Consider the following 12,386-nt stretch of genomic DNA (forward strand, 5'->3'; position numbering starts at 1 on the left):
CTTTAATATGATGATAGATTGTCTTGCTTCATGAATAAAAAAAGTTTGTATTTTCCGGCTATGTAGAAAAATCTATATTCAAGCGATCAGCCATGTTAACAATACATTCAAATGTGTCTCAAAGATGTTTCAGGATACTGCAAAGCCGATAGCAGGGTGATATGATGGGTGGAATGGATAGGGAAAATGTCTGGAAATTGATATCAATTGTTGAATTGCTCATTGCCATTGCGGTCATCGTTCTGGACCTGTTCATCCCGACTATCATTATTCTGGGAATTATCGCAATCTCGCTTTTGATACGCAAAGAAAAACTGCAAACTTTAGGTTTCAGAAAAAACAGTAGCTGGCTTAAGATGGTAGTCACTATTATAGTATTAGTGATCTTCTGGACCATTTTGCATCTAAGTGTATTCATGCCGGTACTCAATCACTTAACAGGAACAACACAAGACCTGAGTGCATTCGAAAACCTTAAAGGAAATTTCAACCAGCTGTTGTTCTTCCTGGCGCTGACATGGACTTTAGCTGCATTTGGAGAAGAGATCGTGTATAGAGGTTATCTCCAAAAAAGGATACGGGATCTCTTTGGGGATACAAGGATCGGGATAATTCTTGCTGTGGGTATTTCTTCTTTACTATTCGGACTTGCACATACGGAACAGGGAACAATAGGGGTCATTCTCACTTTTCTGGATGCGATTTTCTTCAGCCTGATAAAGATGCATTACGATAACAACCTATGGGCTGCGATCATTGCTCACGGGGCAAGCAACACTATCGGCTTGTTAGGATTCTTCTTTTTCGGTCCGGTGTATGGGTTGTGGTAAAGTTAACTATGTAGCGATCATCAATTTTTCTTAAAAATGCAGATAAGCACAGATGCACGTAGGCAATCCATCTACACTTATCTATATACATCGTGCGGTTCCTAATCAATTGATCCATACAATTTCTACAAGTGTCTGCCGGGTAAGTTCAGACGTTATGAATATAAAGTAATGGCTACAACTATAATTTATCTTACGGGTAGTCGTATTATTGAGAGGAGTATTGTTATGGCTGAAAACAATTGTAGTAACTGCAAGTTGCGAGCAAAACATGATAACAAGCCGAAGTCTCTTGCCGGACGATTCTGGCGTTGGCACATCAATTTTTGCCCGGGTTGGAAAAAATATTTCACGTCACTTCCATCAGAAGAAAAAGCAAAAGTTGCTGAGAAATACAATTTTAAAAAGTATCAATAAAAGGAAGGATCTTTACAACATTATGGGTAAATTCGTATTTTTTTAATATATAATATCTATATGATAAATGCTTAAACAATTCTAAAAGGAGGAGGTACCTGCCCTCTAGTATCCAGGTACCTCTGTGGTGTCATCTTTACTTTCTAATCAGGTAGCTTGCCACTGCAACCAAGAACATCAATAAGAGACGTTGCTTTCAGATACTTCTTTACACTATTATCATTCCTGCTCAGAGAAAGTTGAAAATAAAAACCTATTCGGAAGAACTATCCTACCACTGATTTATGGGGGATGACTTTTAGAAAACTACTAATAATTTGAAAAACCTTACAAAAAAGGTGCTATAAAAATGTCCTTTCACGTCATGCTGATCCCCACCTTGGGCTGTCCTGGGAACTGTAGTTACTGCTGGAGTTCTGAGGAGAAATCCCCTATAATGAGTATTGAGACCATAAAAGAAGTAGTTGAATGGCTCAAAAACTTCAGGGAAGATTCGGTTACCTTTACCTTCCATGGGGGGGAACCGCTCCTGGCAGGCGCGGATTTCTACAGAGAGGCTTTACCGATGCTTGCTGAAGGAGTAAAGCCGAAGAAAGTGGCTTTTGCCATACAGACTAACCTCTGGAAGATGACAGACGAAATAGCTGAAATTTTTGCGGAATATGACATTCCCATCGGTTCCAGCCTTGACGGTCCGAAAGAGCTTAATGATTTCCAGAGAGGAGAGGGATATTTCGAAAAAACCATGCGTGGATACAGGATAGCAAAAGAACATGGACTTTCCGTAAGGTTCATCACCACTTTCACATCTCATTCTGAAAAATATAGGGAGGAAATTTTCAATTTTTACCTGGAAAACGGCTGGATCCTCAAGTTCCATCCTGCTCTGCCTTCTTTACGCGGCGACGAACCCGAAAAATGGGCTCTTGACCCGGAAGAATACGGGAAGCTCCTGATCTACCTCCTGGACAAATACCTGGAAAACATGGACCGGATCGAGGTCATGAACATCGACCACCTCTGTAAAGGCGTATTTAGTGGTAAAGGTGCTGTCTGCACCTTCGTGGACTGTATGGGAGATGTCTTAGCCGTAGGCCCTGACGGAGGCATATATCCCTGCTATCGCTTTGTAGGCATGCCGGAATACGTCATGGGCAATGTCTACGACAACCCAAGCATTGAAGAACTTGCGAAGTCAGATGCCTGGAAGCTCATGTTCGATTACAAAGAGTACGTTGACCAGAACTGCAAGGACTGCGCCCATATTACATACTGCAGAGGAGGCTGCCCTTACAATGCCATAACTCCCACCGGCGGGGAAATAAAGGGAGTCGACCCCCACTGTGTCTCCTACAAAATGATATTCGATGAAATAACCGAAAGGGTCAATAATGAGATGTTCGGGGGTCCAAGCATGGAAATGGGCTTCTTCCAGAACCCGATGAAACCTTCAAAGCCAGGAATAATGTCCCTGATGTTTAAGAAAACATGAGTGGAATAGGTCCTGTGTAATGCAGTACATCTATATCTTTTCTTTTTTGAGTAGAGATCACATCTATTAGCATGGTGGAAGGCTATACGGAACATGTGGCATTTGCCATAATCAGTTCAGGTTGGATAAAAGAAAGATGTACAGTTTATTGCAATCCAAGGGGATTAGGTATAGGCGTTCGTTCTGGACGAAGAATATCGCTTCAGTGTTGTTAGTTTGACCTTGTTTTATGTACTGTTGGTTGTATTTTGATTTATTTTTTCTTTTTTTAGTGTTGTGGAAAGAGTTTGTGTGCTTGATCCTTATTATGCATATACATAACTTTTCTACTGTTTCCCAGGTCTTTGAACATAAGTAAGCTGGTCGAAAGCAGTAAAATGTTAAGTACAGCATCAAAAAGTATTTTATTTATACTGAAAGAGCACATCTGGATTAGATGGCAGTAGATCAGGAAGAGATTCACCGACTTAGTTTGAGTGAAAATGTGGATGATAGGTTAGAAGCTGCCAGATTACTTAAAAGTAGTTTTTCATTACTTGTTGACAAAAATACTTATTGGTCAAATTTACATAGATTGATAACTGATACAAATTTATTTATTATAATAAGTGCCCTTGATGCCATTGGTTTCGTTTTTTCTGACATCACCGAAGAACACAAAACTGCTGCTTTGTCTGATTTGCATAGACTTGTAATTGATGGCGATTCTATTGTCAGGTGGAAACTTGCTGATGTTCTGGTCTCTATTTTCTTACATGTGCCTGATAAAAACAAATATATTATTATGTCTGATTTGCACAGGCTAACATTTGATAAGGAATCATTTGTTAGATGGAATGCTGCTTACGTGCTTGTTTCGTCTTATTCTTCCATTCCTAAAGAATACAAATATGTTGTGTGGTGTGACTTATACAAGTCAATAAATGATGATGATTTAAATGTAAGATGGAGTGCAGCGGAAGCCCTTATTTCTGCTAATCAATCTCTTCCTCGCGAATACAAGTACTTTGCTTGGTCTGAATTGTATAGGTTAATAAGCGACGAAAATATGGATCTGAAAGGAAAAGTAGTCTCTGCTCTTATTTCTTCTTATGCACATATCCCTCACGAATACAAATTTGTTGCGTGGGATGATTTTCGCCGACTAACAATTGATACAGATTCAAATGTAAGATTGAAAGCTGCTGAATCTCTCAATTATGTTTTTTCATATGTTCCAGAAGAGTATAAGTCTTCTGCTTGGTCAGATTTGTATCGGATGCTAATTTCTAGGAATTTGGATGTTCTAAAGAATACATCTGTTTCTTTTAGTTCAAATTTTTATTATATCACCGATGAGTGGAAATATCCTGCTTGGAATGACCCTGCTAGATTTATAATTGATGAACATTCAGACGTTACATTAAAAATTGCTGATATTCTTGGTTCCACTCTTTCATCTGTTCCTGATAAATATGCTGCATGGTCCGACTTGCACAAATTTATCACTGATGAGAATCCATCTGTTAGATTAATAGTCCTCTACGTTCTTCGTCGTGCATTTGAATTTGTGCCCGACAAATCTACTGCTTGGTCTGATATACATAGGTTAGCAACTGATAAAAATGTAAATGTTCGGTCAAACGTCGCTATTGCTATTCGCTATTTTTTTGTATACATTCCTGACAAACTTGCTGCTTGGTCAGACATTCATAAATTTGCAATTGATGAACATCCATCTGTAAGAAGTAGTGCAGCTGCTACTATTGGTCATGTGTTTAAGTTTATACCAAACAAATCTGCTGCTTGGAATGATTTGATTAAGCTTATATGTGATTTGAATATGCAAGTTAGCTGGAATGCTGCTAGAGCTTTAGGTTCTGCTTTTCCATATGTTCCTGATAAGTCTATTGCTTGGTTTGGTCTCAGAAAGCTGATTCTCGATCGGGATCTACGTATCAGACAGGCTGCTGCTTCTGCTCTGGGCCATGCATTTGAGTTTGCCCCAGATAAATCTGCTGCTTGGAATGATCTAAGGATGTTGATTCTCGACCAGGATACACATATCAAACAGGCAGCTGTTACCACTCTCAGTCATGCGTTTGAGTTTGTTCCTGATAAATTTGCTGCTTGGGAATGTTTAATCGGACTTGTAGATCGTTCAAGATGGGATATTAGTTCAACTGTTAGTAAGGCTCTAGGTTCCGCTTTTCCACATATTCCTGAGGAGTACAAATCTACTGCTTGGTCTCAGTTAATTCAGCTTGCTAATGAAAAGCAATTGCCTACAAACGTTGCGAAGGTATTAGGTTCTGCTTTTCCATATGTTCCAGACAAATTTAATGCATGGACTGATCTCCATAAGCTAACAACAGAACCGAATACTTCTGTGAGAAGCAATGCCGCTGAGATTTTAGGTTCTGTTTTTACTCATGCTCTTGACAAATCTGTAGTGTGGAATGATTTAAATGAGCTAACTAAAGACAAGAATCATTATGTAAGAATGAGTGCAAATCATTCATTGGGGAAAATCTGCATATATAAAGCCTCCAAATCTGAAAATAGTAGCGATTCTAGAACCTTGTTAGAAGAAGCAATTAAGTATTTTGAAAAAGCTGCAGGTGAAAGTAGTTACTCCAACCCTGCAAGATTCTGTAGTATATTTTATCGTTCATTTGATGCTATTTTTTTCAAAAGGACATGTTCAAAGAAGGAAATTGACAGGTATATCACTGCTGCAAAGAAAGAAGTTGGTAAATCCAAAAGCAAACAGAAGCTTCTAGAAGCAGTTGAAAAGTTATCTGAAGTCCTTAGAACTGTACAAACTGTTAATGAAGATTGTGTTGAATACAAAGAATTACTTAAGTATTGCTCTGAAATTTGCAATTATGCTGATCGGCTGATAGATGAAAATCGTGAAGTAACACCTGCTTTTCATGATTTATATGGGAAAGTTAAACCATTATTTGATAACAACATAAAAGATCTACTTAAAGATTTAAAAGAGAAAGCTGAGGAGGCTTGTAAGGAGGCGAAGGGAACAGCTGCCGAGTCAGTAGCATGTACTATTAGCCAAGAAATACGAGGGTGGCAAGTTGAAAATCAGGGACAAATGGCAACAAGTCTTGATAATCTAGTTTTCTCTTTAAAGATTCAGATTCCAAGCGTTCCTGAAAACAAGCAAATCATCTCTAAAATTGACGAAATGAAGGATTGTATGAAAGTTGAAGATCAGATGGCAATTCTTTCGATGATAATTCCCTTAATTCCAACGATGTCAATGCCTTCAAGAATGGCTTCTCTTGAAGCAAAAGTAGACTTTATGAGTATAGATGTAGAGCAATTAATAACAACAATCAATGAGCAGTCAAACCCACAGGAATATGTTGATGCAATCCTGCGAAACCTAGAAGAAATCAAAGATGAGATTCCAGGAATGAAGAAGCAGATTGATGAGATTCTGTATGAACTTTATTCTCCGATGGATGTAGATCAGAAATTAAAAGTTGCTCTTCCAATAATTCCAATGCTTGTTTCTTATGAACTGGAAACAAATGCTCCTAAGTTCCTTGTGGACAGGATTGATGATTTAAAAAAGTTGATGATGATGGGTAAGAAATAGGATTTTTGCTGTCTGTTGTTAAGTTAATGTCGTATCAATATAAGAAAACGCAGTTTCAGTATGAATAAATTGATTTATTCTTCTTTTTCGAAGTTTCTTTTTTTGGCGGAAGTTTATTCAGATTCATTTCTTTAAATGGACATAACTCCGAAAATCCCTGATCGATTAGTTTGCAATCATTAAAATGTTCACAATTTTGACAATCCTTTTTACAGGCAAATTTTATTGTTGAAATTAATTCTACAAAATGAGTGATAGCGTTATTTTTTAATTTGTTTCCTAATTCTTTTTTGATGTCCATGTAATATTGGCTCTTTTCGGGGTCTGATTTTAAGGAAGTCCTTGAATAAATATGAAAGTACTTATTTTGAGTATCTGTATTTAAATACTCATGCATGAAATCAAATTTCGAATTTCTAAAATAATTGTACGTAAAAAAACAATTTAAGGAATTATTGTCATACTTCATAATGAAATCTGCCAGTTTATTTTTTATTAGTTGGTTATTTCCTGAATAATACTTATTTGTAGAAGGATCAACAGGGGGTTCAAATACTAGTAACAGTTTTTCCTGTTCAGTACAAAATTTGACAGTATGCATGGTTCCTCCTTTCTCTGCGGTTTCAATAACTAAAACACTTAAGGATAGTCCACTTTGAATTCTATCACGTTCTACAAAAGAACTCTTTGTACTCTTTTTACCATAGAAATATTCAGAAATTAATGCGCCCTGATTTTCAATTATTTTTTCGGCCAACTTTTCATTTTGTTTTGGGTAAACAGTGTCTAATCCGTGGGCCAACACGGCTATAGTTCTACCATTTGCTTTTAATGCTCCCTCGTGTGCCGCGGTGTCAATTCCTTTTGCCAATCCACTAACAACTGCGTAACCATTTTTTGCCATTCCCTCTCCAGAATTTGTTGCCATGTAAAATCCGTCTTCAGTAGGATTTCTAGTTCCAATAATTGCCACGCAGTTTTCCTTTAAAGCTTCAATATTTCCTTTTATATGAAGTAACTCTGGAGGATTGTCTATTTTGGAAAGCGAGGAAGGATAATAAGGGCTATTTCTTCCTATTATTTTTATATCGTTTTTTTCGGATAACTCAATTATTTCAAGAGCTTTATTCCATGCAGTATCAACTACACTGAAATCTACTGCTGGAATTCTATTGAAATTTGATTTTGCTTTAACAATAACTTTATATAAATCATGGCTATTTTCAGGTTCAACTATGTTGGATAAAGACGATATGTTTCTCAAAGTTGTATTTCCAATTCCAGAAATATTTTGTAAGGCTAATATAGGCAATGGCTCCATAGTGAATCCTTATCGCACAGTTTTCCCAAGTGCAAATTTGACAATAAGATCTGCTCCCGCTTCTTCTAACAATATTTGACCTGCCTTTAGTGAATTCCCAGATGTTGTAACATCATCAAGTAACAATACTTGCTGATTCTTAATTAAGTTTTCATTTCTAACTTCCAATGATTCAATTTGCAAATTAAGATCTCTATGTCCACCCGTTGCTTTTTTCTCCGTTTCTTTAATTCGATGCAAAACTTCTGTCCCATCTATTATTGAATGGAAACATAGTTTTTTTGCAATACTCCTTATACCAGATGGTTGAGTTCCAATTTTCCTAGAAGGTATAACACAAATCGTGTACTCAGTACTGGATAATATTTGTTGTAGCTTTGAGACAAAAAAATTAACCCCTACATCTAAATTATCTTTTACATCTAATATTCGGCCATCAGTTGGCTGATACCATGCAGGATTTGTACCTTCATCATAAGGGTGATATTCATAAAAGTAAAGTGGTTCTAATTGATTGTTCATCCACATTTCATTGTTTTCTTCATCTTTGAAGATAGTGCATTTTGTGTTATTCATCTTCTCACCAATCCAACACAGAAGAGTTTAAAACGTGTTTTTTATTTCAAAAATACATTTCTCAAAAAACAATAAACTTACGGGTACCTCATCGGATAACTTACTTTAGTACAATTCCATCGTAAATCACATTATTGTATGAAGAGGTACTTGTCAAAGTATCCTATCGCATCTCACAAGTTATTTAAATAATTTCGTAATTTGATCCAATAACACTTCGATGCAAAAGTGCTGTTGAGGCGACTTCATCGTTTATTATCCGAAGCAATGCTTTAAGCTCATTTTTAGATTGAGGTACAATCTTTATATTTCCCTCGTTATCAACATAATATTTTATTTGCTTAGAAAAGAAAGCTTTTTTTATTTGGTTATCTTCTTTTGATGCCAAATTGATCTTTAGTTGGTGAATGCATTCCTCAAAGAACTCATTATTCATAAGTTCAAAACATTTTTTCTTAGCAGATGGACTTGGTTCAACATTTTTCCACTCGACAAAATCCAGCATTTTAGATAATTTGTCGTAAGCTTCAGTATATCTTCTAAGATATCGATATAGTTCTTCGAATCGATCAATATTTTGGATAATGAAGAATGAAGTATCAGGATTTTTATTATCTAAGAAAGCTACCATCTCAAATTCATCACTAAGTAGCAAATCACGTTTACGATTAATGAACGTTATTTTTGGGTTATTATTATATACCGATGTTATAGAAAAGTTGTGATGTTTTGCAGAGTAGTAATTTTGAGGAATTGATTTTAAAAACAATAACTTTTTTTGATTTGAACTATCTAGGTCAATTTCAATTATTAAAAATGAATTTTTGAATTTATTTGGTTTCAAGAAATCATCAAAATTGCATTTTTCATTGTTCTTACGAATAAAACTCAAGGTCATTTCAAAATCCTGTTCATTCATTTTATGAAATAACAATTTACTTTCAGAGCCCGATTTTAATTCATCTACAGATTTTCCAGAATATATGTATTTATTAATTCTATCTTTGTAACCCGTTAACATCTTAATAATTTCTTCAAAACTATTGATAGAATCAATTGCATAGTGATTTGATTTTATAGATTCTTTTCCATCATTTTCTTCTCCATAAAGGCAGATGAATGGATTAATTCTACATTTTGAAATCGCATAATTTGATATTTGCTGTAACAGTGTTTCTACTTTATCCTTGTGCATTTTAGATCCCCTGTAAGATAAACACATGTTCATCAATTTCATTAACAATGGTTTTATTTAAAATAGAGGTCAAATCATAATTTTTCTTGCTAAGTAAAACTCCTTCAAATTCAATTTGGGAATTATTATCATAGTAAAAATTTATCTTGTTAATTGAATATCCAAAAATAACTAACAATGGATTTATTACAACCAAATTTGAATTGACATAAATGAGTAACATAAACAATAAAATTAGTATCATAGTTATAAGATTTATCCAATCATTTGTTGAAATTGAATATGATATATCACTAACTAATGGGATTACGATTGTTAATAGATAAGAGACAATTTCTTGATTGCCATTTGATACATTATTGATGGAAATTAGAACTTTTTCGTCTATCGATGAAAATGCATAGCTTTTCTTAAAGAATATAATGGATGCAACTGAAAGTACACATAAAATAAAGTATGTGAGAATTTTTACCATAGCAGGAAATGACTCAATACTAGAACTATTTGAAAAATAATTTCCCACTTCCCTTATAAATAAAATGACAAAAAGGAGTAAGTACGATGAAAAAAATAACATAATTTTTCCTGCTTTTTGCATAATTCTATATTTCGAATCAAGATATTAATCCTTTCTCATATCAATCTCTCACAGATTTAAAGTTAAAAACTTATGGTTCGTAACTTATAACCGATTAAATCACATTCTATTGGTCTTTCAATGCAATAGCTTTCAATCAATCGGCCTTTAACTAAAATTTATTAAAAGGAACTGAAAATAGAGATTTATGCCCACTCCGGGCAGCTTCTAGCCTCTTTTACAAAATATTGTCACAATTGCTCTTTACTATGCAACATCGTCAACTAACTGAGCTATAATTAGAAGTTCACACTTTTCAGTCACGACATAAACTTTTTAGTATGAATTTCTCTTCTACCCTTGCACTAAAACCTATATCCTCTCCAAAACCCCCTCCCCTTCACATCCCCCAAAAAAATCTCATCTTATAAACTCCCCCTTTGACACAAGGTTTATCTAATATCTTTATAAATACACGCCCATGACAGAGGTTAAGGTAAGGCTCTTTGCAAACCTTAAAGAGATAGCAGGGACTTCCGAGTTGAAGCTCGGGGGAGAGACGGTGCTTGAGGTGCTGGAAGCCCTCGTGAGGCAATTTCCGGGTCTGAAGGACAGGGTTTTTGAAACAACTACTTCTGATCCCAAACTATGTGGCTATGTGAATGTTTTTCTTAACGGTGACAATATCCATCATCTTGATGGTCTTAACACAAAGGTTAGCGACTGCGATGAGCTGGGCGTATTGCCTCCGGTGTCCGGCGGGTGATGACGGATGGACAGGATATTCAGGGAACGCATGTCCGTAGGCTTGGCCAGAGAGAAATTCCTAGAATCTATTGCTCCTATCACAAGGACGGAAGATATCAGTATCCGGGAATGTCCCGGCAGGGTGCTGGCCACACATACCATAGCTCCCAGAAATGTGCCCCATTTCAGGCGGTCTGCAATGGACGGTTATGCCATGAGGGCTGCGGACACTCTTGGTGCATCTCCTCTTAATCCTGTGATGTTAGAGCTTTCTGATGTTGTGGACGAAGGCAGATGTGCAAGGGTAGGCACAGGCCAGTATATGCCGGAAGGCGCTGATGCGGTGATGATGATCGAAGACACCGTATCCATGGGCGATATGATAGAAATAAGGGCACAGCTGCACCCCGGGAAGAACGTGGGTGACATAGGTGAGGATATCCGCAAGAACGAGATCCTTTTTAACAAAGGTCATCTGCTGAGGGCATGTGATGTAGGGGTATTGGCCTCCCTGGGTATCCGGGAAGTAAAAGTATACTGTAAGCCTGTGGTTGCCATAATTCCAGTTGGCGATGATCTAGTACCTCTCTCATACACAGAGTTGCCACCTGCCGGTAAGAGCCTGGAGAGCAACAGCCTCATGATAGGACTGTACGTGGAACAATGGGGTGGTATATCCAAGTATCATGATATAGTGCCGGAGGATATTGCTCAGATCGAGCAGGCTATTAAAGAGAACCTGGATGCAGATATGTTGATCATTTCCGGTGGCACATCCGTAGGAGAGAAGGACTTCGTTCCGGGTGTTGTATCTTCCATGGGAGAACTGCTGGTGCACGGCGTGGGTCTGAGTCCCGGAAAGCCCACTGCTCTTGGTCTAGTCAATGATAAACCTGTTGTATGTATGCCAGGTTATCCTGCTGCGGGTCTTGTGGCATTGTTCGTTTTTGGCAGGCCCGCACTCAGAAAGGTGGCAAATGCTCCCGATGTGCCCTTTATCATAGTAAAGGCACAGCTGAGCTCTAAGATCACCTCGCGCGAAGGGTATCTCAGTTATGCCAGAGTGATACTCGATGGTAAGATCGCTCATCCTCTGATGACTGCCGGGGCTGGTATCCTTAGTTCCATTGCCAAATCCCAGGGATTCGTTATCATACCGGAACACGTCGAAGGATATGAGAAAGAAAGCGAAGTCGATGTCGTGCTGATCGAATAGTGATCGAATAGCTACCGAGTAAAAGCCGAGAAATACGAATGTCCAGAGACTGGGATTTAAAAGATCTCCTGGCAATTGGCTGCGGGGGATTTCTGGGTGCAGTGGCCAGGTTCATGTTCGCACAGAGCCTGACATCTGTTCTAGGGACCCTGACCGTTAATGTCCTGGGGAGCTTTTGCCTGGGCTTGCTCATGTATCACAGTGAGTTTCTAGGTTACGTTCCCACCCGTATTCGTCTTTTCACAGGTATAGGTTTCTTGGGAGCATTCACAACCTTTTCAAGTTTTGCAGTGTATGCTTTCCAGATGAGTTTTGCAGCTTCTGTGATATTCATCTGTGCCAATATTGTGCCAGGTTTGATGGGTGTTCTTCTAGGCCGGGCATGCATGGTATATTTGGGACGGAGGCGTTAGC

At 37.5% G+C, this 12,386-nt stretch carries 11 protein-coding genes; 7 read left to right on the top strand and 4 right to left on the bottom strand.

The genetic code is table 11. The annotated features are described in order from the left end of the window. Positions 1-164: 164 nt before the first annotated feature. The 4 genes from ACC612_RS01055 to ACC612_RS01070 all read left to right on the top strand — a co-directional run bounded on the left by ACC612_RS01055 (position 165) and on the right by ACC612_RS01070 (position 6,340). Positions 165-830: a lysostaphin resistance A-like protein gene (locus ACC612_RS01055; protein ID WP_371852600.1), complete on the top strand. Its 666-nt coding sequence runs from the start codon at positions 165-167 to the stop codon at positions 828-830. A gap of 228 nt (positions 831-1,058) precedes the next feature. Beyond that, the gene (locus ACC612_RS01060) at positions 1,059-1,247 is read left to right on the top strand and encodes a hypothetical protein (RefSeq protein ID WP_371852601.1); all 189 of its coding nucleotides are present in this window, start codon (positions 1,059-1,061) and stop codon (positions 1,245-1,247) included. Between the two features lie 364 nt (positions 1,248-1,611). Continuing rightward, positions 1,612-2,739 carry a TIGR04083 family peptide-modifying radical SAM enzyme gene (locus ACC612_RS01065; RefSeq protein ID WP_371852697.1) on the top strand — a complete coding sequence of 376 codons (1,128 nt, stop codon included), beginning with the start codon at positions 1,612-1,614 and terminating at the stop codon, positions 2,737-2,739. Between the two features lie 436 nt (positions 2,740-3,175). Then, on the top strand, positions 3,176-6,340 hold the full coding sequence (locus ACC612_RS01070; RefSeq protein ID WP_371852602.1) for a HEAT repeat domain-containing protein: 3,165 nt from the start codon (positions 3,176-3,178) through the stop codon (positions 6,338-6,340). A gap of 55 nt (positions 6,341-6,395) precedes the next feature. Here the strand turns inward: ACC612_RS01070 and dprA are convergent, their stop codons facing one another. The 4 genes from dprA to ACC612_RS01090 form a co-directional block, all read right to left on the bottom strand. Continuing rightward, a complete protein-coding gene (dprA, locus tag ACC612_RS01075; RefSeq protein WP_371852604.1) occupies positions 6,396-7,661 on the bottom strand; it encodes a DNA-processing protein DprA in 1,266 nt (421 codons plus the stop codon). 9 nt (positions 7,662-7,670) lie between these two features. Then, positions 7,671-8,237, bottom strand: a complete 567-nt coding sequence (locus ACC612_RS01080; protein WP_371852605.1) for a phosphoribosyltransferase family protein — start codon at positions 8,235-8,237, stop codon at positions 7,671-7,673. 184 nt (positions 8,238-8,421) lie between these two features. Further along, entirely contained in the window at positions 8,422-9,432 is a 1,011-nt protein-coding gene (locus ACC612_RS01085) for a hypothetical protein (protein ID WP_371852606.1), read from the bottom strand. A gap of 1 nt (position 9,433) precedes the next feature. After that, positions 9,434-10,030 (bottom strand): hypothetical protein, encoded by a 597-nt coding sequence (locus ACC612_RS01090; protein WP_371852607.1) that lies wholly within the window; start codon positions 10,028-10,030, stop codon positions 9,434-9,436. Positions 10,031-10,490: 460 nt separating this feature from the next. Between ACC612_RS01090 and ACC612_RS01095 the strand changes: the two genes are divergently transcribed. The 3 genes from ACC612_RS01095 to crcB are packed head-to-tail and all read left to right on the top strand — an operon-like array spanning position 10,491 to position 12,385. After that, complete coding sequence (locus tag ACC612_RS01095; protein WP_371852608.1) at positions 10,491-10,775, top strand: ubiquitin-like small modifier protein 1; 285 nt, start codon at positions 10,491-10,493, stop codon at positions 10,773-10,775. 6 nt (positions 10,776-10,781) lie between these two features. Beyond that, complete coding sequence (locus tag ACC612_RS01100) at positions 10,782-11,972, top strand: molybdopterin molybdotransferase MoeA (protein WP_371852609.1); 1,191 nt, start codon at positions 10,782-10,784, stop codon at positions 11,970-11,972. A 38-nt stretch (positions 11,973-12,010) separates the two neighbouring features. Further along, positions 12,011-12,385 (top strand): fluoride efflux transporter CrcB, encoded by a 375-nt coding sequence (gene crcB / locus ACC612_RS01105; RefSeq protein ID WP_371852610.1) that lies wholly within the window; start codon positions 12,011-12,013, stop codon positions 12,383-12,385. The last annotated feature ends 1 nt before the right edge of the window (position 12,386 follow it).

Source organism: Methanomethylovorans sp. (assembly GCF_041447285.1).
In the GTDB taxonomy this organism is placed as follows: domain Archaea; phylum Halobacteriota; class Methanosarcinia; order Methanosarcinales; family Methanosarcinaceae; genus Methanomethylovorans.

Coding starts and splice junctions, on each gene's coding strand:
- ACC612_RS01055 (WP_371852600.1), top strand. CDS start 165: ATGGGTGGAATGGATAGGGAAAATGTCTGGAAATTGATATCAATTGTT.
- ACC612_RS01090 (WP_371852607.1), bottom strand. CDS start 10,030: ATGCAAAAAGCAGGAAAAATTATGTTATTTTTTTCATCGTACTTACTC.
- ACC612_RS01065 (WP_371852697.1), top strand. CDS start 1,612: ATGCTGATCCCCACCTTGGGCTGTCCTGGGAACTGTAGTTACTGCTGG.
- crcB (WP_371852610.1), top strand. CDS start 12,011: ATGTCCAGAGACTGGGATTTAAAAGATCTCCTGGCAATTGGCTGCGGG.
- ACC612_RS01070 (WP_371852602.1), top strand. CDS start 3,176: ATGGCAGTAGATCAGGAAGAGATTCACCGACTTAGTTTGAGTGAAAAT.
- ACC612_RS01085 (WP_371852606.1), bottom strand. CDS start 9,432: ATGCACAAGGATAAAGTAGAAACACTGTTACAGCAAATATCAAATTAT.
- ACC612_RS01080 (WP_371852605.1), bottom strand. CDS start 8,237: ATGAATAACACAAAATGCACTATCTTCAAAGATGAAGAAAACAATGAA.
- ACC612_RS01060 (WP_371852601.1), top strand. CDS start 1,059: ATGGCTGAAAACAATTGTAGTAACTGCAAGTTGCGAGCAAAACATGAT.
- ACC612_RS01100 (WP_371852609.1), top strand. CDS start 10,782: ATGGACAGGATATTCAGGGAACGCATGTCCGTAGGCTTGGCCAGAGAG.
- ACC612_RS01095 (WP_371852608.1), top strand. CDS start 10,491: ATGACAGAGGTTAAGGTAAGGCTCTTTGCAAACCTTAAAGAGATAGCA.
- dprA (WP_371852604.1), bottom strand. CDS start 7,661: ATGGAGCCATTGCCTATATTAGCCTTACAAAATATTTCTGGAATTGGA.